Source organism: Capilliphycus salinus ALCB114379 (assembly GCF_047276495.1).
GTDB classification, from domain to species: Bacteria; Cyanobacteriota; Cyanobacteriia; order Cyanobacteriales; family Microcoleaceae; genus Capilliphycus; species Capilliphycus salinus.
Map to the genome: position 1 here is coordinate 4,697,254 of NZ_CP178543.1, position 26,898 is coordinate 4,724,151.

Annotated in this window: 18 protein-coding genes and 1 pseudogene; 8 read left to right on the top strand and 11 right to left on the bottom strand. The window is 43.5% G+C overall.

Annotated features, from left to right (window positions below; translation table 11 throughout):
• Positions 1–10 precede the first annotated feature (10 nt).
• The 6 genes and pseudogenes from ACL6C3_RS18965 to ACL6C3_RS18990 all read right to left on the bottom strand — a co-directional run bounded on the left by ACL6C3_RS18965 (position 11) and on the right by ACL6C3_RS18990 (position 10,063).
• On the bottom strand, positions 11–1,984 hold the full coding sequence (locus ACL6C3_RS18965; RefSeq protein ID WP_413160593.1) for an adenylate/guanylate cyclase domain-containing protein: 1,974 nt from the start codon (positions 1,982–1,984) through the stop codon (positions 11–13).
• Positions 1,981–4,710 carry a PAS domain-containing protein gene (locus ACL6C3_RS18970; RefSeq protein WP_413160594.1) on the bottom strand — a complete coding sequence of 910 codons (2,730 nt, stop codon included), beginning with the start codon at positions 4,708–4,710 and terminating at the stop codon, positions 1,981–1,983. The genes ACL6C3_RS18965 and ACL6C3_RS18970 overlap by 4 nt, the downstream gene beginning before the upstream one ends.
• 204 nt (positions 4,711–4,914) lie before the next feature.
• Positions 4,915–5,028, bottom strand: a pseudogene (locus ACL6C3_RS18975) (histidine kinase); the annotation flags it as partial.
• A complete protein-coding gene (locus ACL6C3_RS18980; RefSeq protein ID WP_413160595.1) occupies positions 5,006–5,767 on the bottom strand; it encodes a response regulator in 762 nt (253 codons plus the stop codon). The pseudogene ACL6C3_RS18975 and the gene ACL6C3_RS18980, both read right to left, overlap by 23 nt.
• A 10-nt stretch (positions 5,768–5,777) precedes the next feature.
• Entirely contained in the window at positions 5,778–6,983 is a 1,206-nt protein-coding gene (locus ACL6C3_RS18985; RefSeq protein ID WP_413160596.1) for a response regulator, read from the bottom strand.
• A 326-nt stretch (positions 6,984–7,309) separates the two neighbouring features.
• The gene (locus ACL6C3_RS18990) at positions 7,310–10,063 is read right to left on the bottom strand and encodes a bifunctional acetate--CoA ligase family protein/GNAT family N-acetyltransferase (protein ID WP_413160597.1); all 2,754 of its coding nucleotides are present in this window, start codon (positions 10,061–10,063) and stop codon (positions 7,310–7,312) included.
• Positions 10,064–10,472: 409 nt separating this feature from the next.
• Here ACL6C3_RS18990 and pflB point away from each other — a divergent pair, with 409 nt between their 5' ends.
• The 3 genes from pflB (at position 10,473) to adhE (ending at position 16,931) form a co-directional block, all read left to right on the top strand.
• On the top strand, positions 10,473–12,701 hold the full coding sequence (gene pflB, locus ACL6C3_RS18995; protein WP_413160598.1) for a formate C-acetyltransferase: 2,229 nt from the start codon (positions 10,473–10,475) through the stop codon (positions 12,699–12,701).
• Positions 12,702–13,086: 385 nt separating this feature from the next.
• Positions 13,087–13,851, top strand: coding sequence for a pyruvate formate-lyase-activating protein (gene pflA, locus ACL6C3_RS19000; RefSeq protein ID WP_413160599.1), 765 nt, complete (start codon positions 13,087–13,089; stop codon positions 13,849–13,851).
• A 419-nt stretch (positions 13,852–14,270) separates the two neighbouring features.
• Positions 14,271–16,931, top strand: coding sequence for a bifunctional acetaldehyde-CoA/alcohol dehydrogenase (gene adhE, locus ACL6C3_RS19005; RefSeq protein ID WP_413160600.1), 2,661 nt, complete (start codon positions 14,271–14,273; stop codon positions 16,929–16,931).
• 258 nt (positions 16,932–17,189) lie between these two features.
• On the opposite strand, the gene ACL6C3_RS19010 is transcribed toward adhE, so the two are convergent.
• The 3 genes from ACL6C3_RS19010 to ACL6C3_RS19020 all read right to left on the bottom strand — a co-directional run bounded on the left by ACL6C3_RS19010 (position 17,190) and on the right by ACL6C3_RS19020 (position 18,634).
• Positions 17,190–17,459, bottom strand: coding sequence for a hypothetical protein (locus tag ACL6C3_RS19010; protein WP_413160601.1), 270 nt, complete (start codon positions 17,457–17,459; stop codon positions 17,190–17,192).
• A gap of 237 nt (positions 17,460–17,696) precedes the next feature.
• Complete coding sequence (locus ACL6C3_RS19015) at positions 17,697–17,864, bottom strand: hypothetical protein (protein WP_413160602.1); 168 nt, start codon at positions 17,862–17,864, stop codon at positions 17,697–17,699.
• Positions 17,861–18,634, bottom strand: a complete 774-nt coding sequence (locus ACL6C3_RS19020) for a class I SAM-dependent methyltransferase (RefSeq protein WP_413160603.1) — start codon at positions 18,632–18,634, stop codon at positions 17,861–17,863. The genes ACL6C3_RS19015 and ACL6C3_RS19020 overlap by 4 nt, the downstream gene beginning before the upstream one ends.
• Positions 18,635–18,692: 58 nt before the next feature.
• Between ACL6C3_RS19020 and ACL6C3_RS19025 the strand changes: the two genes are divergently transcribed.
• From ACL6C3_RS19025 to ACL6C3_RS19045, 5 genes are read left to right on the top strand one after another with little or no spacing between them, the layout of a single operon-like run.
• Complete coding sequence (locus ACL6C3_RS19025) at positions 18,693–19,013, top strand: nucleotide pyrophosphohydrolase (protein WP_413160604.1); 321 nt, start codon at positions 18,693–18,695, stop codon at positions 19,011–19,013.
• A 36-nt stretch (positions 19,014–19,049) separates the two neighbouring features.
• Positions 19,050–20,699, top strand: coding sequence for a WG repeat-containing protein (locus tag ACL6C3_RS19030; RefSeq protein WP_413160605.1), 1,650 nt, complete (start codon positions 19,050–19,052; stop codon positions 20,697–20,699).
• A 36-nt stretch (positions 20,700–20,735) separates the two neighbouring features.
• The gene (locus ACL6C3_RS19035; protein ID WP_413160606.1) at positions 20,736–21,224 is read left to right on the top strand and encodes a GNAT family N-acetyltransferase; all 489 of its coding nucleotides are present in this window, start codon (positions 20,736–20,738) and stop codon (positions 21,222–21,224) included.
• Positions 21,214–22,251 (top strand): 4-hydroxythreonine-4-phosphate dehydrogenase PdxA, encoded by a 1,038-nt coding sequence (gene pdxA, locus ACL6C3_RS19040; protein ID WP_413160607.1) that lies wholly within the window; start codon positions 21,214–21,216, stop codon positions 22,249–22,251. Before ACL6C3_RS19035 ends, pdxA begins: the two co-directional genes overlap by 11 nt.
• Before the next feature lie 38 nt (positions 22,252–22,289).
• Entirely contained in the window at positions 22,290–22,919 is a 630-nt protein-coding gene (locus tag ACL6C3_RS19045; RefSeq protein ID WP_413168368.1) for a Uma2 family endonuclease, read from the top strand.
• On the opposite strand, the gene ACL6C3_RS19050 is transcribed toward ACL6C3_RS19045, so the two are convergent.
• Together ACL6C3_RS19050 and ACL6C3_RS19055 are read right to left on the bottom strand one after the other, a co-directional pair.
• A complete protein-coding gene (locus tag ACL6C3_RS19050; protein ID WP_413160608.1) occupies positions 22,900–24,477 on the bottom strand; it encodes a VanZ family protein in 1,578 nt (525 codons plus the stop codon). The genes ACL6C3_RS19045 and ACL6C3_RS19050 overlap by 20 nt on opposite strands.
• 233 nt (positions 24,478–24,710) lie before the next feature.
• Positions 24,711–26,810: a nucleotide-binding protein gene (locus ACL6C3_RS19055; RefSeq protein ID WP_413160609.1), complete on the bottom strand. Its 2,100-nt coding sequence runs from the start codon at positions 26,808–26,810 to the stop codon at positions 24,711–24,713.
• Between the last annotated feature and the right edge of the window lie 88 nt (positions 26,811–26,898).

A 26,898-nucleotide genomic window follows, 5' to 3' on the forward strand; every position in this document is an offset into this window, starting at 1 on the left:
CTGCCATTTTTTAGTATTTATCCAACAGAAAATAAGTCGTCATGTCTCCTTTTCCTTTAATCGGAATCGAACCCCGTAAAGCAAACATAAATTTATGTTTTAAGCGATCGTAGACTTCGCTGGTGACTTGAATTTGACCGGGAACGCCGTTAGATTCCATCCGAGAAGCCACATTAACCGTATCCCCCCATAAATCATAACTAAACTTGCTCAACCCGATCACCCCCGCAACCACCGGACCCGCATGAATGCCAATTCTCAGCAGAAAATTATTTCCGGTTTTTTGATTAAATAGAGTCAGATTTCCTTGCATATCCAGAGCCATTTTCGCGATCGCTTCTAGATGTTCCTGGTGATAAAGCGGTAAGCCACCGACGACCATGTAAGCATCTCCAATGGTTTTAATTTTTTCTAAACCGTAGTGTTGGGAAAGCCGGTCAAAATGACTAAAAATACTGTTGAGAATTTCCAAAATATGAGCGGGAGTGGCTTCGGAGGAAAAATCAGTAAACCCGACCAAATCGGCAAATAAAACGCTAACATCCTGAAAATAATCGGCAATAATTCCCGGTTTTTTTTGCAAGCGTTCGGCTATGGGTTGGGGGAGAATATTTAAAAGTAATTTTTCAGTTTGTTCTTTTTGAGATTGTAATTCTTGTTGGGCTTGTTTGCGTTGAATTAAAGACCCCAATTGAGTCGCTACGGCTTTAACGAGTTCGAGAGTTCGTTCTTGAGGTTTGCTCTTGGTTTTCGTAAAAAAAACTAACACCGCCAGCATCTGATCTTCGACTAAAATTGGCACCCCAAAACCCGATTGTAAACCAATTTTGGGTAAGACTTCCGAATACAAATGAACTTCGGGTTTACCCGTCGCCCAAACTCGTCCCGGTAAGCCTTCATCCGGTGCAAAAGTTAAATCGAATCTAAACTGTCTAAATTGAGTCGCTTGGTTTTTATCCAGATGCCAAGTCTGACTACACTCTAAAAAAGTTCCTTCAGTATTGGGTATCCAAACCTCACCATAATCCCAATCAATCGTTTGACAAACGGTTGCTAAAACTAAATTCAAAGCCGAGTCTACATCCACCGCTTCATTAATGGCTTGAGTGACTTTGAGAAGCAGTCTAATTTCCAGTTCTCTTTGTTTGGGTTCGCTAATATCGCGCACCGAACCAATCATCCTAACGGGATTTCCTGAAATATCCCATTGAGCTTGTCCGCGAGTCAATACCCATTTATAACCGCCATCGACACAACGCAACCGATGCTCAACAGAATAAAGGGGAATTTTTTGTTTTAAATAATCATTTAAAACCGTTTTTAGGCGTTCCCAGTCATCGGGATGAATAAAATTTTTCCAGCCTTGATTAAAGAGAATATGATGATCTTCATAACCAAAAACCTCCTGAAACCAAGAGGAAAGAAACATCTCATCGCTTTCAACTTTCCACTCCCAAATGCCATCTTGATTTCCCTGTAGGGCGAGTTGCCAGCGTTCTTCACTTTCGCGAAATTGCTGTTCAACAATTTGTCGCAGATGGATTTCTTTTTGCAGTTTGGTATTTTGTTCGCTCAGTTGCAATTGTAGCGATCGCAACCGCAAATGATTTTCAATCCGAGCCAAAACTTCAGTCAGTTGAAACGGTTTAGTAATATAATCAACTCCCCCCATTTCAAAGGCTTTAACTTTATCGGAGGCTTCATCCAATGCGCTCAAAAAAATAATCGGAATTTCTCGGGTTTCCGCTTGCTGTTTGAGGAGGCGACAAAAATGATAGCCGTCCATTTCCGGCATCATAATATCGAGTAAAATCAAATCGGGAGGACTCGTCTGGACGGAACGCAACGCCAAAAGACCGCTCGGTGCAACCCGAACTTCATACCCCTGGCTGGTGAGCATCCGCGTCAACAGCGTTAAATTGATCGGGGTATCATCAACGACTAAAATACTTTTTTGAGGAGCAGAAGGCGACAAAGAGTTCATGAGCCTATAGAAGCAGATTGATCGGTTTTCGGTTCAGTTAAAGCGAGTAACTGCTCGTATTGATACCGATCCACTAAATAAATTAAGGTATCGGCAAGGGATGGATATTGGGGATGAATTTGCTCAATCAGGCTTTGCATTCGCTGGCTGCGTCCTTCAATGATAGCTTGATGAAACTCGGCTAACCACTCTATTGGTAATTGTGCCAGATCTTCCGATGTAAGTGTCACAGAAGGGACGCCTTCTGCAACGGGAGCAACGCCGGACTCCCGACAAATGTAATGGACTCCTAAATGTTGAGCAATGCGCGCGAAAATATCTCCTTCTAAAAAGGGTTTGCGAAGAAAATCATCACAACCGACAGACAGAGCCAAAGATTTTTCTCTATCAAGAATTCCGGCGGTGATGGCGATAATTTTAGTCTTGTCAATTTTGTTGGGAGATGGTATTATATTATCGGGCGGATTCTCGACTCGCCTCGCTGCTTCTAAATCGCGAATTTGACGAGTTGCTTGATAACCATCGATCGCAGGCATTCGTAAATCCATAAAAATCAGGTGCGGTTGCCAACTCGACCAGAGTTTCACGGCGTCTTCACCATCTTTAGCCCCCCGCACTTCAAACCCCACGGGAGCGAGCAATTCGATCAACAGTTGGCGGTTGTCCTGGCGGTCATCAACGATTAAAATCCGATAGCGGGGTTGGTTGGGTTCGAGGGCGATCACCCGCAGACGCTCGGAGGAGGGGTTAGAAGTTTCATCTTCGCTAATTTCAACCGGAAGAATAAACTCAAAAGTCGTTCCCCGTCCCAACTCGCTACTCACCATAATTTCTCCCCCCATCAAGTGAACAAATTGCTGAGAAATTTTTAACCCCAACCCCGTTCCTTCTTGGGTTTGTTGACCGGATGAAGTTTGCACAAAAGCCTTAAATAAGTCTTGGCATTCATCGGGATCAATACCCACTCCGGTATCTTCTACCTGAAAACAAAAAGCATAAGTTCCCGTCGGTAAAAAACGGGGAGAGGCTGATACAAAATTAGACCAACGAGGTAGAACCCGCAGAATAATTTCACCTTTCGGGGTAAACTTAATCGCATTACTGAGAAGATTAATCAAGATTTGGCGCAATTTCATCTCATCAGTACAGATGAATTGAGGAAGATTTTCCCGGTACTCAAACTTTAACTTCAGGTTTTTTTCATTGGCTTTTTGAGTGAACATTCTCTGCAAACTTTGGAGGAGATGAAACAGATCAAATTTGCGGGGTTGCAGTTTCATCCGTCCGGCTTCTATCTTCGACAAATCTAACACTTGATTAATCAAAGTCAGCAGATGTTCACCGCTATTGTGAATCACTTCTAAACTGTCTTGTTCATCAACAGATAGATGATCGCTGCGACTGAGGAGTTGAGAGAAGCCTAAAATCGCGTTTAGAGGCGTGCGGAGTTCATGGCTCATATTCGCCAGAAAAGTGCTTTTGGCTCGGTTGGCGGCTTCTGCGGCTTCTTTGGCTTGGCGGAGGGTGATTTCAAACTGTTGACGTTCGAGTTCGGCTTCGGTGCGGGTGGCGAAAATTTTCATAATCATCTCGTGATCGAGATTAATTTCTAGAGGAGCGCCATCCATGATATAAATTAAGCCGATCGATTGACCTTGAGAATTGGTTAAAGGGACTCCCCAATAACTTTCTACACCCAAATTAGCTAAGACTTTATTGTTGGGGAAATGTTGCTGAATATTATTCGGATGATAGCACCAACCTTGATTCATTAGAGATTCGCAGGGGGTGCCATCAACATCATATTCAAAATTTTCTCTAAGATTATCCCCGTCCCAAACCGCCAATGTTCGTAGTTTTTGTTTGGTTTCGTCTGTTGCTTCTGCTATCACCGCATATTGAACTTGTAGCACTTGAGCTAAATATTTAACGCAGGTGCGAAAGAATTCTTCACCGGTTTTACAGGCGATTTCTTCAGAAAATAATCTCAGCGCTTCTTCCCGTTGTTTGTAGTCGCTAATATCTTGTAAAGTGCCATACAAGCGGACAATACGCCCGAGATCATCTCGCTGAACTTGGGTGCGAGAAATCAGATGATGAATGATCCCTTCTCGGTCGAGGGTACGAAACTCAATTTTAGCGGTGATTCCTTGTTCTAAAGCTTCTATTGTTGCTTGTCGAACTCGGGCGCGATCGTCGGGATGAATTCTTTGTTCGATTTGCTCTAAACTCGAAAGGGAATCGTTGGGATTAATCCCCATCAGTCGATACATTTGCTCCGACCACCAATATTTATTTTCAATTAAATCCCATGACCATCCCCCAACTTTGGCGATGCGTTGAGTTTGATTGAGTAAAGTTTCACTGCGGCGCAGTTCTTCTTCGGCTTTTTTTTGAGCAAGTTCTGCTAAAATACGATCGCTAATATCTTCTTGAACGCCGATAAAATGAGTTAAATTCCCCTCGCCATCGTGTACCGGAGAAATGGAAAGTTTATTCCAAAACGGTGTACCATCTTTGCGATAGTTGCGAACAATGACGTTTGTTTCTCGACCTTGGGAAATGGAGTCGTGCATTTCCCTTAAACTCGGTTGATCGCTATCTCTTCCCTGCAAAAAGCGACAATTTTCGCCAATCACTTCATCGGCGCTATAGCCTGTAATCCGTTCAAATCCCGAGTTAACATAGGTTAAAGGCTTATCATGGCTTTGAGCATCGGCGATCACAATGCCGTTAGAAGAAGCATCGACCGCCCGTTGTAGGAGCCGTAAATGGGCTTCGCTGGCGGTGCGAATGGCGATTTCTTGTTGCAGTCGGCGATTTTGATCTTTGAGTTGTTGTTTGAGTTTTTGGTTGGTGAGATGGGTTTCGACTCGCGCTAATACTTCTTCGATTTCAAAGGGTTTACTGATAAAATCAACGGCGCCTGTCCTAAAGGCTTTGACTTTATCAATGGTGCCTTCTAAGGCGCTAATAAATAAGATCGGAATATTGCTGGTTTTGGGATTGGCTTTTAAGTTTTTACAAACGGTATATCCATCGATATCGGGGCATCATTACATCGAGGATAATTAAGTCGGGTTGACTCATATTCGCCGACAGTATCCCGTGTTGTCCGCTTTGAGTAGCTCGGACTTTATATCCATGATTTTGTAAGATTTGTACGAGTAATTTTAGATGATTGGCATCATCATCAACGATTAAAATATTACCCGGAGTTGGCTTGCTCTGTTGGGTCAGGGTTTGTTGCAAGGTTTGATACTGTCTCAAAGAGAGTGTAACTGTGGTAATTAATTTTTCTTGGGTGAGTTCGAGTTTGGTTTTATAGTCGTTAATATCGTAGTTGAGAATAATTTCAGCTTCCGGCGCTTGTCCGGGATGACCGGTGCGGAGGATAATTCGAGTGAGTTGATTGTTGAGGGTTTCTCGAACATATTTGACCAGATCTAAACCCGCTTCATCGGTTTCCATGATCACATCAACTAACAACATTGCGGTGTCTGGATGTTCGAGGAGCAGGTGTTTGGCTTCGGCTGCACTATAGGCGGAAATAAAGTTAAGGGGTTTTCCGGCAAATGTAAACTGTTCTAAGGCGAGTTGGGTGACTTCATGGATGGAGCGATCGTCATCAACAATCATCACTTTCCACCCTTCTCTTTGGGGTTTTAAAGATAGATTTTCCTGTTCTTCTTCGCTCCAAATCATCTCGTCGTCTGGGGGGGGAGTGGTCAGATCTGCTTCGGCGTTGGACTGGTTTTGCTGGAAATTGATTCTCTTGATCATACTTCCTCGGTTATTCCTCGAGTTCTATTGGTAAATTTAAAATAAATTTTGTTCCTCGGCTCACTTGACCATCACATAAAATTTGACCTTGCAATTTTTGGGTAACTAAATTATAAAGAATATGTAATCCTAAACCGCTCCCACCACTGGACCGAGCGGTGGTAAAAAATGGCTCAAAGATTTTATCTTGATATTCTACTGGAATTCCGCACCCATCATCAACATAGATAATCATTAGTCTATCATCTTGACTGTAAATGTCAAAGTGTAAATGTCCGGTTTCTCCGGGTTGATAACCATGCTGAATGGAGTTGATCACTAAATTGGTAACGATTTGGGCAAACGCTCCGGGATAGCTATTAATTTTTAAGGTTTCTTCTCCGGTAAGGGTTAATTTGTGTCCGGATTTTTCCAGGTGAGGGCTGAGGCTAATAATAATTTTTTCCAGGTAGGGTTTTAAGTAAAATTCTTGTTTTTTAAAATGGCTTTGATCGGCGGAAACTTGTTTTAAACTTTGGATTAAATCTGCGGCCCTTTGTAAATTGTCAAGTAAAATATGACTGCTGCGTTTTACCCGGTGGATATGATTGACAACAATTGATTTTTTGAGTTGACCTTGATCGACTTGTTCTTCAAAGTTGTGGGCTTCATTTTTTAAGGTGGAAGCTAAGGTAATGCCAATCCCAACCGGGGTGCTAATTTCGTGAGATAAAGCCGCAACTAATCTCCCCAGCGCCGCCATTTTTTCAGATTCGATCAGTTGAGTTTGAGTTCTTTGTAAATGCTCGACCAGTTGAGTTAATTCGGCATTTTTTTGTTTGAACTCGGTTTGCAGCTTATATAAACTTAAATGAGTGTTAACTCGCGATAACAGTTCGGGAATTCTAATCGGTTTCGTCAGGTAATCAACCGCTCCCATTGAAAAGGCTTTCACCAGATCGAACAGTTCGTTTAAAGCGCTAATAAAAATAATCGGAATATCTTGGGTGCGGGAATCGGCTTTGAGGCGATCGCAAACTTCATAGCCGTTGATATCCGGCATCATAATATCAAGTAAAATCAGATCGGGAGGGTGTTTTAATGCGGTTTCTATAGCCGAATAACCATTAAGATCCGAGTTAATATTGTAGCCTTCTTTAGCCAGAATTTGGCTTAAAAGTAACAAGTTATCTTCGGAATCGTCAACAATTAAAATCGAGGGTTTTCGAGGGTTCATTCCGTCCTAAAACAATAACTATTTCCAGGGTTAAATTCTGAATCAATTGATTAAACTTTAACGCACCCCAACGGACTCAATCAATGGGTTAAAAACTAACCGCATTGCTACTTTATAGATGTTTCATAGACATTCCCCCGGTAAAAATGGGAAAGATTAGCAACTTGAACCAACTGATTAATCGCAACCATCGGGGATTGCTTTGTGTTCGTCAGTTGCAGCCCTTAACCCGACATACCTGTAATTATGGTAACTTAGATCGGCAAAAAAAAAGGTACGTTGGCGTACCCCCTTGTCAGATTCAAGCTATAATAACAAATAAACCTTTAGAGTTCAATTTCCGCCCGGAACATCGGTTCGCCCAGGACTCGCTTGAGGCTAAATCCAAGATGTTCGCACACTTTCTGCATGGCGAAATTATCGGCTAAAATCTCGGCGGTGATCCGATTAATATTTTCCTGACGACCAATAGACAACAGTTGTCGCAGCAACTCACTTCCCAAGCCTTGATGTTGAAAGCGATCGCGAATCAGCAGGGAAAATTCGGCTTCGTTGACTCCGTGAACTCGACTCAAGCGCCCCACCCCGACAATTTGTTCTTCTTTGGTTTGGGGATCGGTGTAAATCGCCACCAATGCCATTTCACAATTATAGTCGATAAAGCACAGCCGAGATAGGCGATCGTGAGCAATTCTGCGACTCAATTTTAACAGATGAGCGTAGCGCAAATAAACGCTTTCTTCTGATAGGCTTTCGTGAAATTTTACCGCCATCGGTTCATCTTCGGGACGGATCGGACGAATCACCAAATCGACACCTTTTTTAGAGGTCCAGTGGGTAATATATTGATGGGGGTAGGGACGAATTGCCGGTTTGGGAAGCTGTGATTCTGGGGTTTCGGAGTCGTGTAAAACAACTCGCGCATCCAAAGCGACCAACCGATCTTCTGACGCCAATAACGGGTTAATATCTATTTCTTTGATCGCCGGATGTTCGACGACCAAATGAGAAAACTGCACCAATAATTGTTCTAACGCATCCAGATCAACCGGCGCCCGTCCTCGCACTCCCAACAGGGCTTTATAGATTTTCGTTTGTTCCATCATCCGACGGGCGAGGGTGGTATTGAGAGGCGGTAAAGCCAGGGTTCGATCTTTAAACACTTCCACCAATTGCCCCCCGGTTCCAAACAGCAACACCGGCCCAAATTGCGGATCTAAACTACTTCCCAAAATTAGTTCATAACCGTCTAATTTAACCATCGGTTGAACGGTAACGCCCTGAAAATGTTCCGCCCCGAGGGTTTGACAAATGTTGTTTTTAATAGTAGAATAAGCGTGGGTTACGGCATCAGAATCGAGCAAATTGAGTTGAACGCCCCCGACATCGGTTTTATGGGTAATGGTTTGAGAATGCAGCTTCAAAACCACCGGATAACCGATCATTTCTGCCGCTTGAATTGCCGCTTCAACGGTTTTGGCGATGTGAGTTTCAACGATGGGAATCTGGTAAGTGGCTAACAGTTGTTTCGACTCAAATTCTGTTAGCAACGTCCGCCCCTGTTGGCGAACCGATTGTATAATGTGTTGGGCGCGATCGCAAACCAAAGTTTCATCGGTGACAACGGTCGCGGGTAAACTGGGCGTCTCGTACAAACCCCGCAGGTTATAACTCGACTGCCACATATAGTTAAACATCCGCACCGCAATATCGGGATAGGGAAACGTCGCAATCCCCGCTTGGTTGAGAATTTCCGCCCCCGCTTTCACCTCCGCCCCGCCCATCCAACTGGCGAGAATGGGTTTTTTGGGGCGATGTTGGGAAACAAAGGCTTTCAGTTTTTCTGCGGTTTGGGTCGGGTCGGTCATCGCTTGCGGCGTGAGGATAACTAACAACCCGTCGCTGTTGGGGTCTTCTGCGGCAATTTCCAGCGCTTTGGCGTAGCGATCGGGGTTGGCATCCCCTAAAATATCGATGGGGTTGCTATGACTCCACTGGGGTGGTAAGATTTGATTGAGGTTTTCGACCGTTTCCCCAGAAAGGTGGGCGAGGGTTCCCCCTTCTAAAATCAGGGTATCGGTGGTCAACACTCCCGGCCCGCCTGCGTTGGTTAAAATCGTCAGGCGCGAACCTTTGGGGCGGGGCTGTTTGGCGAGAACTTCCGCCATTGAAAACAGGTGAGTCAGGTTATAAACCCGCAACACGCCGCAGCGACGAAAGGCCGCGTCCAACACCTCATCGCTTCCGGTTAACGCCCCCGTGTGGGAGGCTGCGGCTTGGGCGGCTTGGGCGGTGCGTCCGGCTTTGATCACGATGATCGGTTTGGTGAGGGCGACTTCTCGGGCGGCCGACAGAAAAGAACGGGCGTCGCCGATGGACTCCATGTAGATCACGATGCTTTGGGTGCAGGGATCGTCGCCCAAATAATAGATTAAATCACCCCAACCCACATCGAGCATCGAACCGATGGAAATAAACGCGCTGAAGCCGACGTTTTCTTGAAAGCTCCAATCTAAAATGGAGGTACACAGGGCGCCGCTTTGGCTGATAAAACCGACGTTTCCGGGTCTGGCCATCGCGTGGGCAAAGGTGGCGTTGAGTCCGGTCAGGGGGTTCATCACGCCCAAACAGTTGGGGCCGATGATGCGGAGGTTTCCCCGACGGGCGATGTCCAAAATTTGCTGTTCGAGGGCGATCCCGTTGGCGCCGATTTCTTTGAAACCTGCTGAGAGAATAATAGCACCTTTTACGCCCGCCTTCACACAATCTTGAACGACGCCGGGAACGGTGGCCGCAGGGGTGGCGATCAGGGCGAGATCGACCGGTTCGGGAACGTCTGCAAGACTGGGATAGGCTTTGATCCCCAGAATGCTGCTGCGTTTGGGGTTGACGGGGAAGACGGTCCCGCCAAAGGGACTGCTGATCAGGTTCCAAAGCAGGGTGCGTCCGACGCTGTGGGGTTTTTCGCTGGCACCGATGACGGCGACGCTACGGGGGGCAAAAATGGCGTTGAGGGGTTGGTGGTCGTCGCGGAGGATATCCTGGGCGGGATCGGTTGTGGGGGTAATTGTTGCTGACATGGACAACTCCTTCCCTTGAGTTTATGAATTTAGCTCAAGGCTGTTGTTGAGTTTGTATACTTGATTACGGTTGGGAATTTGGGCTGAAGTTTTGGCAAAATATAGACAAGAAAATCAATCGTTTGATTGGCTCTAATTTCAGTCTAGAGTTTAGATTGCTGTTTGAATTTACTCCAGTATTATTATTGCACTTTCAGCGAGGTTTGTCATCCCCCAATTGCTGGAAAAGGTAATATAAAGGTTAAGAATGGGTTGTCAGTCTGAAATCTCGTCTGTTGATTTCATTTTAAAAGTTTTTCAAAGTAAAGAAATGTAAAAATGGCAGGAGTGTAAGCAAAAATATCGTTAAGATGAAAGTATCAAGCGTGAGAGCCGCAATTAACCCGCTTGAATTTTGGAGGTTTATTTTATGTACGAGCAATGGAAAAGTTTTGTGCCGGGTCAATGGACAACTGAAGTCAATGTTCGAGATTTTATTCAAAAGAATTATACTCCTTATGAGGGAAATGATTCTTTTTTAAGTTCGGCCACTGAAAACACTCAAACGCTTTGGGAAAAGGTTAAATTTTTAATGGCACAAGAACGGGAACAAGGGATATTAGAATTAGAAACCAAAACCCCTTCTACTATTACCTCTCACGCTCCCGGTTTTATTGCTCAAGACTTAGAAAAAATCGTTGGACTGCAAACCGATAAACCCCTCAAACGCGGAATAATGCCCTACGGCGGAATTCGAGTCGTGCGGGGGGCTGTTGAGGCTTACGGTTATCAACTCGATGCCACCACCAACGAAATTTTTACCCGCTATCGCAAGACCCACAATGATGGGGTTTTTGATGCTTATACTCCCGAAATGCGATCGGCGCGTCACTCCGGTATTATAACAGGTTTGCCGGATTCCTACGGCCGGGGTCGAATTATTGGCGATTATCGTCGCGTGGCTTTATACGGCATTGAACGGTTAATTGCGGATAAAAAAGAACAGAAGCAATTACTGGAAGTTGATGTTATTTTAGATGATGTTATCCGTCAACGGGAAGAACTTTCAGAACAAATAAAAGCGCTGCAAGAGTTACAACAAATGGCGGCGAGTTATGGGTGCGATATTGGCAAACCGGCGGCGAATGCCCAAGAAGCGGTGCAGTGGACGTATTTTGGTTATTTGGGAGCGGTAAAAGAACAGGACGGCGCCGCGATGTCGTTGGGGCGAGTTTCTACGTTTTTGGATATTTATATTGAGCGGGATTTACAGCAAGGATTAATTACAGAAAGCGCCGCCCAAGAGTTAATTGATCATTTGGTGATGAAACTGCGAATGGTGCGTTTTCTCCGCGCCCCGGCCTATAATCAACTGTTTTCCGGCGATCCCACCTGGGTCACAGAAGCAATTGGCGGGATGGGTTTGGACGGGCGACCTTTGGTTACAAAAAGCAGTTTTCGCTTCCTTCACACCCTGTACAATCTCGGCCCCGCACCCGAACCGAACTTAACCGTTTTGTGGTCGGAAAATTTGCCGGATAACTTCAAGAAATTCTCCGCCAAAATCTCAATTGATACCAGTTCAATTCAGTATGAAAGCGATGATTTGATGCGCCCCGAATACGGGGATGATTACGGCATTGCTTGCTGTGTTTCGGCGATGCGAATTGGCAAACAAATGCAGTTTTTTGGCGCTCGGGCGAACTTAGCAAAAGTGTTATTGTATGCGATTAATGGCGGTAAAGATGAAAAATCCGGCGAACAAATTGGCCCAACTTACGCGCCGATTTCTTCAGAATACCTCGATTATGAACAGGTATTGGCGAAGTTCGACCAAATGTTAGAATGGTTGGCGAAATTGTACGTCAATACGTTAAATGTCATCCATTATATGCACGATAAATACTGCTACGAACGCTTAGAAATGGCGTTGCACGATGCAGAAATTTATCGGACAATGGCTTGCGGAATTGCGGGGCTGTCGGTGGTGGCGGATGCGTTATCGGCGATTAAATATTCTCGGGTGAAAGTGATTCGCAATGATAGCGGTTTGGCGGTAGATTATCAGGTCGAATCCGACTATCCCAAGTTTGGGAATAATGATGAAAAAGTCGATGAAATTGCGGTGAATGTTGTTAAGTTGTTTATGGATAAACTCCGCAAACATCCCACCTATCGGAATGCGGTTTTAACCCAGTCAATTTTGACGATTACTTCTAACGTTGTTTACGGTAAAAAAACCGGAAGCACCCCCGATGGTCGTCAAGCCGGAGAACCCTTTGCACCCGGCGCCAATCCCATGCACGGACGGGATAGTAACGGGGCGGTTGCGGTGTTAGAATCTGTGGCAAAATTGCCCTACGAACACGCCCAAGATGGGATTTCTTACACCTTTTCTATTGTACCGGAAGCGCTCGGAAAAACCGATGAGGCGAAGGTGAATAATTTGGCGGGTTTGTTGGGGGGATATTTTAGCAATGGCGGTCATCATATTAATGTGAATGTTCTCAATTTAGAGACGTTGCTGGATGCGATGGAACATCCCGAAAATTATCCGCAGTTAACGATTCGGGTGTCGGGATATGCGGTTAATTTTATTAAGTTAAATCGCGAACAACAGTTGGATGTGATTAACCGCACGTTCCACAAACGGATGTAGAATTGGGGCGGGTTGTAGGGTGGGTTCTGATTTAACCTAGAATTCCAACAGAAAACGGTTATAAACCCTCCCCTTTTTAGCTTCTGACTTCGCGCCTTCTGAAAGGGGGGCGGGTTTACAGAGGTTGTCTGTGGGAATCATCACTTAAGTCGGAACCCGCCCCTACAGCACTTCGGATTGATTAGTTTACAGAGGTTGTTTGTGGGAATCATCACTTAAGTCGGAACCCGCCCCCTACAGCACTTCGGATTGATTAGTAGGGTGGGTGAGCGTCGAGAATTTATAGGAGAATTACCAGATTTTTTATCTCACCCACCCTACCCTAATTTAAAAAGGGGAATTTCCTCCCTTTTGCTTGATTTGTTCTCAAAAATAATGAGTTAAAATGACTTTAGAACTTTCGACTTTGAATAGTAAAACCGAAATTAGCGGACGAATTCATTCGATAGAAACTTGCGGGACGGTTGATGGCCCTGGGATTCGGTTTGTAATTTTTACTCAGGGGTGTTTGTTGCGGTGTCAATATTGTCATAATCCCGATACTCGCAGTTTGCAAGATGGAAAATTAGTGACGGCTAAAGAGATTTTTGAACAGATAAAAAAATATCGGTCTTATATGAAAGCTTCGGGCGGGGGTGTAACGATTTCTGGCGGCGAACCGTTGTTACAACCGGAGTTTGTTGGGGAAGTTTTTCGCCTCTGCAAACAGGAGGGTATTCATACGGCGTTGGATACGTCGGGTTTTCCCAAGTTTGAGGACGCAAAAAAAGTATTAGAATTTGTGGATTTGGTCCTGTTGGATTTAAAAGCGTTTTCTCCCGAAACCTATCACGACGTTACAGCCGTTTCCCTCGAACCCGTACTGAGATTTACCCATTATTTAAACGAGATTCAAAAACCAACTTGGGTGAGGTTTGTGTTGGTTCCCCATTTAACGGACAATCCCCAAGAAATTGCTGAATTAGCCCAATTTGTCTCGACGTTATCGAATGTGGAGAAAGTGGAAGTTTTACCGTTTCATAAAATGGGCGAGTACAAATGGGACGAAATGGGTTATGAGTACAAATTGAAAGATACTCCTGGGGCGACGGTCGAACAGGTTCAACAGGCGATGGAAATTTTTAAGCAGTTTGGCGTCAAGGTAGAGTAATTTTTTGGGGTTTGAAAATCTAACCCCCCAACGTTACTTAAGAAATATCACTTCTAATTTTAGCACTTTTTCCGCCAACTTTCCCAAACAATCTGAATCCAGCAAAACCTTAGATTTTACCGAAAAAATATATCTTCTGCAAGCCCAAATGAAATCTTAAAACGAATGTTAAGAAATTTGCAAATCTCTGCAAAACATTCGAGGATGAAATAAGATAAAGGATAGAGGCAAGTAGAGAAAACAAAAGAACACTCTACCCCGGTCGGCAATGCGTTAAACTAGATCGTGAAACGGCTCAGTTGTTTTTTTTCACGCCAATCCGCAAACTATCGAAAACCATTAGCTTGTAAACATTTCCAGATTTTGAATCTGGCGAACATTATCAACTCTTCAACAGAACTTTTATCTGAGGTAAAGATATGGTTAATCAAGTAACCAACATCGAAGAACTCGAAACCCTAATCACCCGAGTCAAAGCGGCCCAACAAAAGTATGCTTCCTACACCCAAGAACAAGTAGACTACATTTTCAAAAAAGCGGCTTTAGCAGCCAACGCAGCCCGAATTCCCCTCGCAAAAATGGCAGTCGAAGAAACGGGAATGGGTATAGTCGAAGACAAAGTGATTAAAAACCATTTTGCCTCAGAAATTATCTACAACAAATACAAAGCAGAAAAAACCTGCGGTGTGATTGAAGAAGACAAATCTTTCGGCTTCCAACGCATCGCCGAACCCGTCGGAATTCTCGCCGGAATTGTCCCCACAACCAACCCAACTTCTACGGCAATTTTTAAAGCGTTAATTGCCCTAAAAACCCGCAACGGTATTATCTTTTCCCCCCACCCTCGCGCCCGCAATTGTACGAATGAAGCCGCCCGAATTGTGTTAAAAGCGGCGGTAGAAGCGGGGGCGCCCGATGATATTATTGGTTGGATTGATCAACCCACTGTTCCCCTGTCTCAAGCGTTGATGCAGCATCCCGACATCAAGCTGATTTTAGCCACAGGCGGGCCGGGAATGGTGAAAGCGGCCTATTCTTCGGGTAATCCTTCGTTGGGGGTTGGCGCCGGAAATACTCCCGCATTAATTGATTCTTCTGCCCATATTAAAATGGCAGTTTCTTCAATTATTTTAAGTAAAACTTTCGACAACGGCATGATTTGCGCCAGCGAACAATCAGTTGTTGTTGTTGATGATGTTTATGATGAAGTCAGAGCCGAATTTGAAGCCCGGGGCGCTTATTTCTTAACCCCCGAAGAACGGGAACGTTTGGGCAAGAAAATCATCGTTAACGGGCGCTTAAATGCGGAAATAGTCGGTCAACCCGTTGAAAAAATTGCCGGACTCGCAGACATTATCCTCCCCGAAGGTACTCGGGTGATTATTGGCGAAGCGGAAGATATTAGTTCCAACGAACCTTTTGCCTTTGAAAAACTTTCCCCCGTGTTGGCAATGTATCGGGCGAAAGACTTTGAAGAAGCGGTGGAAAAATCGGAAAAATTAGTTGAATTTGGCGGACGGGGACACACAGCCGCCCTCTACACGGCCCCCTCAAATACCGACCATATTAAACGCTTTGAAGATGCCGTCGAAACCGCCCGAGTTTTGATTAATACGCCGTCTTCTCAAGGCGCAATTGGCGATATTTATAACTTCCGTTTAGACCCCTCTTTAACCCTCGGTTGCGGAAGTTGGGGCGGAAACTCGGTGAGTGAAAACGTCGAACCCCGTCACCTTTTAAACATTAAAACCGTCGCCGAACGTCGGGAAAATATGTTATGGTTCCGGGTGCCGCCGAAAGTTTATTTCAAATACGGGGCATTATCAACCGCCATTCGCGAATTGGCCGGAAAAAAACGCGCCTTTATTGTTACCGACAAACCCATTTATGAATTGGGAATGACGGCAAACTTGGAGGAAGTTTTGGAAGAAATCGGGCTAAAATACGACGTCTTTTATGATGTTGAACCCGACCCCTCCCTCGATACGGTACAACGGGGATTGGTGTTGATGAATACGTTTCAACCCGATGTAATTATCGCTATCGGTGGGGGTTCTCCGATGGATGCGGCGAAAATTATGTGGTTGATGTACGAACATCCAGACATCGAATTTGAAGGCTTGGCAATGCGGTTTATGGATATCCGCAAGCGGGTTTATGAACTGCCACCTTTGGGGGAAAAAGCGACAATGGTTGCCATTCCGACAACATCGGGAACGGGTTCGGAAGTCACTCCTTTTGCCGTTGTAACTGACCGCCGAAATGATATTAAATATCCGTTGGCGGATTATGCTTTGACCCCAAATATGGCGATTGTTGACCCGGAATTAGTGTTAAATATGCCCAAGTCGTTAACGGCATTTGGTGGGGTCGATGCTTTAACTCACGCCTTAGAATCTTATGTGTCGGTGTTGGCTTCTGAATATACCAACGGTTTGGCATTAGAAGCGATTCGGTTAATCTTTAAATATTTGCCGAGTTCCTATAACAACGGTGCAAAAGATCCGAAAGCCCGAGAAAAAATGCACTATGCTTCTACAATGGCGGGGATGGCATTTGCTAACGGTTTCTTAGGGATTTGTCACTCGATGGCGCACCAATTGGGGGCGATGTTCCACGTACCGCACGGGTTAGCAAATGCGCTGATGATTTGTCATGTGATTCGCTACAATGCTACCGATGCTCCGTTTAAACAAGCGACGTTCTCGCAGTACAAATATCCCAATGCTAAATGGCGCTATTCTCGGATTGCTGACTATTTGAATTTGGGCGGCGAAACGGAAGCAGAAAAGGTTGATCGCTTGATTTTGGCAATCGAAGATTTGAAGCGTCAAGTCGGAATTCCAAGCGGAATTAAAGACGTGATCAAAGAAAGTGAAGCGGAATTTTTGGCGAAAATTGATGAATTATCGGATCGCGCTTTTGACGATCAATGTACGGGTGCAAATCCCCGTTATCCTCTGATTAAAGACCTGAAGCAATTGTATCTTGATGCTTATTATGGTCATCCGTTAGTTGAAAGCCAACAAAATGGTAAAACGGCTGTTGAAAAAGAACCTGAAGTTGTAGCGACTAACTAACAGTTAGATTAGGGAATCTTCTCTTAGATCCCCCCTAGCCCCCCGATTTTCGGGGGGTTTTTAACTTATTCCCTGATTGGGGTTGCTAAGTTTAAAAATTAGATGATATCCGGTTGATTAATTCTGTAAAAGTGCTGAATTTAAAAACTGAAATCAATTTTCACCGTTTTTCCAGTTTCTTGATTATAAAGTGTGAGTTCCATGACCCCATTAAACCGTTCGGCTTTTTCCACCACCCAAGCCGTCTGAACCAGAGCGTTAACTTGGTCCGGGTTGGGGCATAATTACTTCGGCACCGGACTGGGCTTTTAAGATAATTAATGTCCCCAAATTGGTAGACAATTGAAAGCCTATTCTTTCGGTGTCAATTGCCGATCGCGAATAGTTACAATTAAACAGTTGAAAGCTGTAATCATCCGTTCCCGATTCATCAATTTGGCAGGATACAGCCGATGATTGTGCGATCGCTGGAGCGACCAATTCACTCCCCAGAAAAAAGAACAACGACAGAAATAGAAATTTGATCATGGTATTTATCCAAAGATTTCAAGTATATTTTTTAGCCATTGATCCCGAGCAATTTCTAAATCATTTATAAGCCAGAAGTCTATCCTAAATTCTCTTGGCTCAACACCCCGTGCAAATTATTACTTAATTTTGCCAATTTCTCGGCCAAATAACTCAATGATAATCATAATAGGCGGGTGTACGCAAAATTACCTCAACCTAATCTTAGTTTACCGCATTTTCTTCAAGTCGTTTTTCTCAAACCTTTTCATTGACTGCACCCACTTGATCGGTTCCGGCTTTGATCGGTTTAATGGTTTGATCGCGATCGCCAGAACAACCCGGTTCACCTTGAAAATATTCTAAATTTACTCCCGCTTTTTTCTGGAAATCTTGGGGGATTAATCGCCCATTTCCCCTTCTCAACTGAGAGTAGAAGTGTCTGGTTTTGTGAAAATCATCAGATGTTGTTGAGGTAAAATATCTTTGGTTTCTTGCCAAACTAAACCCACCGCTTGCATTTCTTTTTTAACTTGCTTTTCGCTCATTTTGTGCAACCCTTTAATCATAATCCAGGGATTTTCTTTGCGATATTCCAACAAAACAACCCGTCCGCCCGGTTTGAGAGCTTGAACAATTCCCTGCATCATTTCTCGGGGATATTCAAATTCGTGATAAGCATCAACCAATAAAGCAATATCAACCGTAGATTCCGGTAAATTCGGGTTGTCAACTTTACCTAAAATTGTTTCAATATTGGTAATATTTTCTTGGTCGATTACAAAATTCATTAACTCTAACATTTCCGGTTGAACATCAACAGACAAGACCTTACCTTCGGGAACTAACGGACTAATTCTAAAGGTAAAATAACCCGTACCCGCACCAAGATCGGCTACAATATCAGTGGGTTTAAAATCGAGAGCGGTAATCGCTTTTTCAGGTGCTTCTGAGGTCGTGCGACTCGGACGTTCTAACCAAGCCGCCCCCTCATGTCCCATAACTTTAGCAATTTCTCGACCCATATAAAACTTACCAATTCCGTCGGGACTGTGAACAGATCGTTCCTGATAAACGTCATCAGAATGCGTAACAGAAACGGACTCCAACACAGTACAAGCGTTGAGTCCGATGGCGAACAGAACCGAGAGGAAAATGAGCGTGACTCGATGAAAAGGTTGACGGAAAATTTGCATGATAATAAGTAACTAAATTGAGGTAATCTTAACCTATTGTAGAAGAGGATAGCAATTAATGCGTCAAGAACATAATAAACTCGTGCGCGATCTGATCCCCGAAATTATTCGCCAAGCCGGTCATCAGTGCGATACCATTATCCTTTCTGAAAGCGAATATCGTCAAGCATTGCGGGATAAACTGCTAGAAGAAGCCCAAGAAGCAGCCACCGCAAACGGTAAGGATTTAATTGAGGAGTTGGCGGATTTATTGGATGTCATTGATGCTTTGATGGAAAGTCATAATATTGAGCAAGAATCGATTTTATTAACTCGCGATCAAAAACGTGCGGAAAAGGGCGGATTCACTCAGAAAGTCAAATTATTATGGACTGAGTAACGGTTTGGTTAATTGACATAAATTCTGAGGTTAATTATGTTTTATGACATTCAAAATCATTGGGCTAAACCCTGTATTGTAGAGTTGGCTAAACGCAATCTCGTTAGTGGTTATCCCGATGGAACGTTTCGCCCAAATTCTCCGGTTACACGGGCTGAATTTGCGGTATTAATGTTTAATTGTTTTTCTAAAGCTCCCATTATTCGGGAGTCTATTAATTTTAAAGACGTTGCCAAAACTTATTGGGCGTATAATGCCATTCAAAAGGCAACTTCTCGGGGGTTTTTAGTCGGTTATCCCGATAAAACTTTTAAACCCGACCAACAAATTCCTAGAGTACAAACCATCATTGCTTATGCAGGTTATCAGAAGTTAGAGATTCCTGTAGAGCGAGAAATTTATGTAAATACAAGTCTAGATCAACTGTTAAAACTCTATTTTGAAGATGCGCCTGATATTCCGAGTTATGCTAAACTTTTAATGCTAAATGCTGCTGATCATTATTATGTTGTGAACTACCCCAATTCCAATAAATTAAACCCGAATAAAGCTTCAACCCGAGGAGAAGTTGCGGCGTTAATTTGTCAAGCTTTAAAGTTTTGGGGTGTCGTTCCGATCAATTATATTGCAATAACAGAACCCCTGGCGATATTTCCTCAATATGATTTGACTTCTCCCTTTTCTCAAGGGTTAGCGGTTGTCAGTAATCGCTTAGAATATCCTAATTTTGGTGATCAAAATATTGTCATCGATCAAAAAGGTCAGACTGTTATCGATCTTAAACCCTATGATTGGAGTAGTCAACAATTTTCTGATGGACTTTTACAAGTCTCTGTCAATGGAAAGTTAGGATTTATTACCACAAGTGGAAATCTTGTAATCTCACCCCAATTTGAGCAAGCATCTGATTTTTCTGAAGTTTTTGCTGCGGTTAAAATTGATAATAAATTTGGCTATATTGATCCCAGTGGAACCGTTATAATTACACCTCAATTTGATGAAGCAGACCAATTTAAAGATAACATTGCTCGGGTGAGTTTAAATCAAAAGTATGGTTATATCAACACACTCGGAGAAGTGATTATTCCGATAGAATATGAATTCGCCTCAGACTTTTCCGAAGGACTGGCAAAAGTTAAAATAGAGGGAAAATTTGGTTTTATCGATACTCAAGGAAATGTGGTAATCTCACCTCAATTTGAATTTTGTGACTCTTTTTCTGATGGATTGGCTCGTGTGAACTTAGAAAATCAGTATGGATTTATTGATAAAACAGGTAAAATTGTTATTAAAACCTCAAATTATGTGGACTCTTTTTCAGAAGGACGAGCCGCAATTTTAGTGAATGATAAATGGGGATTTATTGATCGAAACGGTAAAATTGTAATTTCACCGCAATTTTACGGCATAAACTATATGCAGCGTCCTGTTGTTCAAGGGTTTTCCGAAGGACTGGCGGCTGTAAGATTAGGTGCAATTTGTGGATTTATTGATCAGAATGGAAACTGGATTATTCGACCAAAATTTAGCGATGCTGATTCGTTTTCAGAAGGTTTAGCTGCTGTAAATTGGGATGGAAAATGGATCACTCGTCCTATCGGATATGACAGTTCAGCAATACCTGTTGATTGGGAAACCGTTTTAGAAGATGGAAAATGGGGTTATATCAAAAATCCTTTGAAGTAATTTAATTTTATTGATCTGATGATCGAGGTAAAATTAATGAATCATCAAATTGAATTCCAAAGCGTTCAACCTGAAAATGCACCTTGGGATCTGTTATTATTAGCAGATCCTTATGATAAAAACGTCAAAGAATATCTAGAAAAAGGAATTTGCTATATTGCCAAAATTGCCAATGAAATTGTTGGTGAATTTGTTTTACTCCAAAAAAATAATCAAGTTTATGAACTGATGAATATTGCTGTTCTCCCCGAATATCAAGCTCAAAAAATTGGTAAAAGTTTACTGGGTTATGCGATTTCAATTTCTCAAAAACGGGGTGCAACAGAGTTAGAAGTTGGTACCGGAAATTCGAGTCTGTCTCAACTGGCATTTTACCAAAAAGCCGGATTTAGAATTGTCGGTGTGATACCTAATTTTTTCATTGACAATTATGAGGAACCCATCTATGAAAACGGAATTCAATGTCGGGATATGATACGATTAAAGCTAAAATTGAGTGAAGTTAACGAAGAAAATGCAATTTAAACCTCATCTCGCAGTCACATTAGGCGATCCGGCCGGAATTGGCCCCGAAGTTATTTTAAAAGCTTTAGCCGATAAAACTTTAACTTCCGAATGTGAGATTACCTTAATCGGTCATCGCCAAATTGTACAACAAACCTATGAAAAGTTACGCCCTATTTCTTCAAATTTAGCCCATCTAGATGATTTGAATCTATTAGAAATAGAAGCCAATGAACACCTCGATAAAATCACACCGGGAAGCGGAAATCTTGCCAGTGGTGCGGCGAGTTTTGCTTATTTAGAAACAGCAATTACCCAAACCTTAGCCGGAAAATTTCACGCCATTGTTACCGCACCCATCGCTAAAACCCACTGGAAAGCCGCAGGACATCACTATCCGGGTCAAACGGAATTACTCGCAGAAAAAGCGGGAATTAAGCGGTTTGGGATGTTATTTGTCGCCAAATCTCCTCAAACCAATTGGACACTCCGCACCCTTTTAGCCACGACTCATATTCCTTTATCTGAAGTTCCAACAACTTTAACCCCCGAACTTCTCAGCTTAAAATTAGACTTGCTGATTGAATGTTTAGCAGAAGATTTTGGGATAAAAAATCCTAAAATTGCCGTTGCCGGTTTAAACCCTCACAGCGGGGAAAATGGACAGTTAGGAACGGAAGAAAAAGACTGGATTATTGACTGGATAAAACAGCAAACTGTTCGCTATCCCCAACTGCAATTAGACGGCCCAATTCCGCCCGATACGCTGTGGGTAAAACCGGGTCAAGCTTGGTACAGTTCCCCCAAAAATGCCCACGATGCCTATCTCGCTCTCTACCACGATCAAGGTTTAATTCCGGTGAAATTAATGGCGTTTGATCGGGCGGTTAATACAACCATTGGTTTACCTTTTATTCGCACGTCTCCCGATCACGGTACGGCTTTTGATATCGTTGGAAAAGGAATAGCGGATGCTTCGAGTATGAAAGCGGCGTTGCAATTTGCGACCGAATTAGCGAATCAAAGATTAAAGAACATTAACAGTTAGTTTCACAATTTACCCTTGAGAATTACCCAGGATTTATGATGAATACGACCCAACTTAATCACACCGAAAGTTTACCCCTTGTTGTACAATTACATCCGGTAATTGAGATTACAGATGAACAATTTTTTGAATTTTGTCAAATTAATCGAGAGTTACGCATTGAACGAACCGCTCACGGAGAATTAGTGATTATGTCGCCTACAGGATCAGAAACAGAAGAACGTAATTTTGATCTCATTGGACAATTATGGATGTGGACAAAGCAAGATGGAACGGGTGTTGGCTTTGGTTCTAGTGGAGGTTTTACCCTTCCAAATGGCGCAGTGCGCTCGCCCGATGCGGCTTGGATTAAAAAATCGCGTTGGGAAGCCATTTCTTCAGAACAACGTCAAAAATTTGCTCCCATTTGTCCGGATTTTGTGGTTGAATTGCGTTCGGCTTCTGACCGTTTAAAACTATTACAAGAAAAGATGCAAGAGTACATCGAAAATGGTGCAGAATTAGGATGGTTAATCGATCCGATCCAAAAGCAGGTTTATGTTTACCGTCCCGAAGTGGAAATGGAATGTTTGGAAAATCCCGCAACGGTTAGCGGCGATCCGGTGTTGTCGGGATTTGTTTTAGATTTAAGTAAAATTTGGTCGGGAATTAGTGAGACTGAAACCTAAACCCAAAAGAGGCTCTCAGGACGAGCAAAGTTATTATTGTTATCGCGATATTTAAGGCTACATTTTCCCAACTCCAAACTCCATTAATGCTGCTGGCTAACACGCCTTCGATGAGAAAAGCCGGAATCACAACACCGCCCAAAGTTAACAGGAGATAAAATAAAATATTACCCCTTAAAACCCCTGATATTAAGGTTAAAATAACTCCGAGAGGAATGAAAATTAGTCCGTGATAAAGCAGCGAATAAAGTTGATTATTTTGGGGATTGAGAGGCATTTTTTCAGATAACGATGAAAAAACAGTCCAAAATAAAGCGGCTTCTGGTGTAAATTTTATGGTGTACAAGTTCTCAATACTGTCTAGATAAATCTGCAATTCCGAGCCGGTGTAGCTGATGACCATCTGATGGGTTTTTGGTTTGGAAAATACATTAAAAATCTGAACTTCGGGTTCCATTCCATTTCGTCCAGTGATTGGATTTCGCAAACGCAACCGTAATTCTGAACCGGACTGTCCGAGGAGAAAATTTCGATGAATTAAATCGCTGGAAATCGTGATAATCCGGGCGGGGCCATCTTGGGTAGAGTTGGAAGTTGTAATTTCCGTACTCAGGGTAAATTCAGAGGTTTGTCGAATTTTTTGGCTTAACGTTTTGACGGGTTCGGTGCTAATTAAAGCGTGATTTCCACCTAGAAAAATACCTTGCTCATTCACCTGGGTTGAGGGAGTTTCTATCCATTTTAAATCGGGTAGATTTCCGGTTTGATCGGAATAGCTATTTTTTAATTCGGTAAAATCGTAATCGGCAATTAACGAGTCGGCGATCGCATCACAAGAATTGTTGTCTGAAAAAAGTTGAGAAATTTGGGCGGGTGAGGCGGCTTGATTGGAAATACAAAGCCCAGTAATTTGACCTTCCCAACTGCGATATCGGATTAATTCATCACCAATAATTAAAGGAAAATTATCTTCCCAATTCTTCAGTTGAGTGGCGGGTTGTAAGTTCCATAAGAGCAAACTCACAATCATCACATATCCAATCAATAAACCCGTCAAACTGGGGAGAGAAAGCAGAGGTTGAAAGAAGCGATACAGAGAAACCAGAAAAGTTGCAGGTGTTTGTTGAAGCTTGCCTCGAATGGCGTAAAAACTCAAACTTCCTAAACCACCACTGAGACTATTAGAAAGTAAATCGACGGATGTCGGCGCACGGGAAGGTAAAAAGACTTGTAAAAACTCAACGGATGATGATAGAATTAGACTGCAAAGCAAAGCGAGCAAAATACCATCTGAGCGGTTTAACTTGTTGCGCTCTGCCAAAGCTGAAAACCCAAAACCAAAGGGAATAAAGAGTAAGAGATTTGAAAATAAATCCGTCCAGCTACTATGTTTCGTCAAGCGATCAATAATAAACTCTAAAGACAGGTTGGGGGGAAAAACAAAGTTGAACGGTAAAAGCGTTGTAAATAAAATCAGCAGGGTACTGACCAGAAGAATTGTACCTGCGGCGCTTTCAAGTATCATCAACAAATTCTTTTCCGAATAATTGTTTTTCATCGGTGATTAAAGAGGATTAATGTTTGAATTGTACGGCGATGTCTGGCTTAAATCAAACTAGAATTAGGGCGGGGTTGGGTATCGGAATTCAATCTAAGTCTAGCATCCATACCCGGCTCAATTATAACGTCAGGATTTCTAATTCCCAAACCGACTAAACCGGAAGGTCAGGGACATTGTACCCCAAAACCTCCCGAATATCCTGGTGAAAATTAACCCGATTCATTTTTTCTTTAAACCCGAGCCATAAAATTCTTAAAAATAGTCCCCATATCATCGCCTCCCCATTCCGAATTAACCACCAAACCAATTCGACGAATGAGAAGGGGTTGTTTTAAGTTCGGATAAATATCAGTTAAAGCGCGATAAAGTACAGGTTCATCGTCAATAAAAGCCCTGTAATTCATGCCATCAAATATCACTCGCAGGTTGTGAGTTACGCCCCAACGAATCCGATCCCCCACCGGAGTCCAAACCGCATCATAAACATCCTCAAACCCATCAATACAGAAAAACGAAGAAATCGAAGCCCCCGCCTTGGCACTCAAACAATTTGCCACAATCATATAATTACTTTTATCTTGCCAAAACATCAATCCGCCCCGCCCTTCAGTTTGATGATTTTTATAGAGTTTTGGAGGCGTAAGATCAACTTCCACATCGGCAAACAGGGCATCATCCCAGTCTAAAGTATAAGCGGTTCTACCCGGATTGGGATTTTCCCAACTCGCCTGAACTTTTGCCCGACCTTTTCCGGTAATTTTAATCCTTCCTTTCCCCAATTCTTTCTGCCAAACTTTATCCCCTTGGGTTGTGGGTTTCCCGGTTAAATCTTGAGATTTACCCGCAAAATCTTCGGCAACAATCACCCGTTTTCCCGTTTCGCCCCAAGGGGAAGTTAGATCAATTTCATTCGGCATATCAACGCTACGGGGATGAACTTCAAAATCTCTAAAATAAAGCCGTTCATTCGATTTTTCCGCTGCAAAACCGACCCCATTCGCCTCTTTAAAACGCAAATCTCCAAAGGAAGTATCAAACAATAACTTGCCGTTGAGATAAAGATTAAAACTATTGCCATCATCCAAAATTTGCACGGAATTCACCGTATTGGGCCGCAAAGATAAAGCATTACTAACGGCGATACTATTCCCCTTACCTTGTTGTTTAATTTGAAGTTGACATTGAGTTTCACTCAGCCACAAACACCAGAAATTTTCGTCATCCTGTACGCGCCACAAAAGAGCAACAGGTGTTATAATATTTGAAGTTTCAATTAAAGCGTGAATCAATCCGCTGGTTTGACGGGGATTCAAAACTGCAAAACTATCGGATTTGATGGCGATCGCACCTTGGGGAGATAACAGAAAATCCCCTTGAAAAACCCGCCACTTTCCCCCGACTTCGGCCGGCGCCCCGTTGAGGGAACCTTGACCCACCAAGCGATCGGCCCCCTGAGCCGTACCATACCACCTCGCCAAGCGGGGAATTTCCACAATTTGCGTACCGTAGACTCGGGTATCGATGCTGAAGCCAACTTGTCCCAAAACGTTTTGATAGATCGCCGCGTAGACGGTTTCATCGCTGTTAAACGGATCGATCGCCAAAGGACGCAGATCGGGATAGGCCGTCAGTCCAAAAGCATTCGGAACAGAACAAGCATAGTAAGCGGCCCCTTTTTCCCGTAAAATCACCACATAATAAACGGGTAGGTTTTGCAAGCCTTTAAAAGCAGACTGAAGACTTTTACCCACCCGAGTCCAAAGTTCACCGTTTTCTAGGCCCCTACCGTGAACGATAAAGGGGTTTCCCTCGCCCATCGGATCTACCGGAACCGCACGGGGAAACCACCCCACCGCTATATTTTCATCCCGAGGGGGCGGTTGAAAGTGTTTGGGGGTGTGATTGGCCCAAGATTGCCACCGCCGCCACATTCGTTGTTTGTGGGGACTCGCGGCCAAACCGAATAATTGTTGTAGGGGAGGGCGCGAACCGCTCCCGGCGACCCAACGCAGCGATCGCCCCAGGAGAGACTGCTGAATGTCTCCCCCCGGCGAGGTTCCCTGACCATTCAGCATGAACACGGCGAGAGTCAAGCCATTGCGACGACGGTAAGGCCCGTAAGCAATTCCCTGGCGTCCCCAACCCGGTTTCAACAAAAAAGGCAGGCGCAAAGCCTCGTTATCAATGGTGATCGCTCTTTCTACGTCGCTTCCGTGACGCTGTACGCCGCTTGGTGAGACAGTTCCGACCGTTTGACCTGGCAAACGTCGATCGGCGTAGGAGTCGGTTATTGACTTTTCAATTGCGATCGATGGGTCTTCATTTTTCATCGTTGAACTCTAGGTTTTCGACTTCGATATTGTTGAATTGAGTTGCTTTTCAGTCATTTTAGACGGGTGAAAAAGTTTCTATTCTTGA

Excerpts from the sequence above, each read along its gene's own strand:
- ACL6C3_RS18980 (WP_413160595.1), bottom strand. The coding sequence starts at position 5,767 with ATGATCAAGAGAATCAATTTCCAGCAAAACCAGTCCAACGCCGAAGCA.
- adhE (WP_413160600.1), top strand. The coding sequence starts at position 14,271 with ATGGTTAATCAAGTAACCAACATCGAAGAACTCGAAACCCTAATCACC.
- ACL6C3_RS19050 (WP_413160608.1), bottom strand. The coding sequence starts at position 24,477 with ATGAAAAACAATTATTCGGAAAAGAATTTGTTGATGATACTTGAAAGC.
- pdxA (WP_413160607.1), top strand. The coding sequence starts at position 21,214 with ATGCAATTTAAACCTCATCTCGCAGTCACATTAGGCGATCCGGCCGGA.
- ACL6C3_RS18990 (WP_413160597.1), bottom strand. The coding sequence starts at position 10,063 with ATGTCAGCAACAATTACCCCCACAACCGATCCCGCCCAGGATATCCTC.
- ACL6C3_RS19045 (WP_413168368.1), top strand. The coding sequence starts at position 22,290 with ATGAATACGACCCAACTTAATCACACCGAAAGTTTACCCCTTGTTGTA.
- ACL6C3_RS19025 (WP_413160604.1), top strand. The coding sequence starts at position 18,693 with ATGCGTCAAGAACATAATAAACTCGTGCGCGATCTGATCCCCGAAATT.
- pflA (WP_413160599.1), top strand. The coding sequence starts at position 13,087 with ATGACTTTAGAACTTTCGACTTTGAATAGTAAAACCGAAATTAGCGGA.
- ACL6C3_RS18985 (WP_413160596.1), bottom strand. The coding sequence starts at position 6,983 with ATGAACCCTCGAAAACCCTCGATTTTAATTGTTGACGATTCCGAAGAT.
- ACL6C3_RS19030 (WP_413160605.1), top strand. The coding sequence starts at position 19,050 with ATGTTTTATGACATTCAAAATCATTGGGCTAAACCCTGTATTGTAGAG.
- ACL6C3_RS19010 (WP_413160601.1), bottom strand. The coding sequence starts at position 17,459 with ATGATCAAATTTCTATTTCTGTCGTTGTTCTTTTTTCTGGGGAGTGAA.
- ACL6C3_RS19055 (WP_413160609.1), bottom strand. The coding sequence starts at position 26,810 with ATGAAAAATGAAGACCCATCGATCGCAATTGAAAAGTCAATAACCGAC.
- ACL6C3_RS19035 (WP_413160606.1), top strand. The coding sequence starts at position 20,736 with ATGAATCATCAAATTGAATTCCAAAGCGTTCAACCTGAAAATGCACCT.
- ACL6C3_RS19020 (WP_413160603.1), bottom strand. The coding sequence starts at position 18,634 with ATGCAAATTTTCCGTCAACCTTTTCATCGAGTCACGCTCATTTTCCTC.
- ACL6C3_RS18965 (WP_413160593.1), bottom strand. The coding sequence starts at position 1,984 with ATGAACTCTTTGTCGCCTTCTGCTCCTCAAAAAAGTATTTTAGTCGTT.
- pflB (WP_413160598.1), top strand. The coding sequence starts at position 10,473 with ATGTACGAGCAATGGAAAAGTTTTGTGCCGGGTCAATGGACAACTGAA.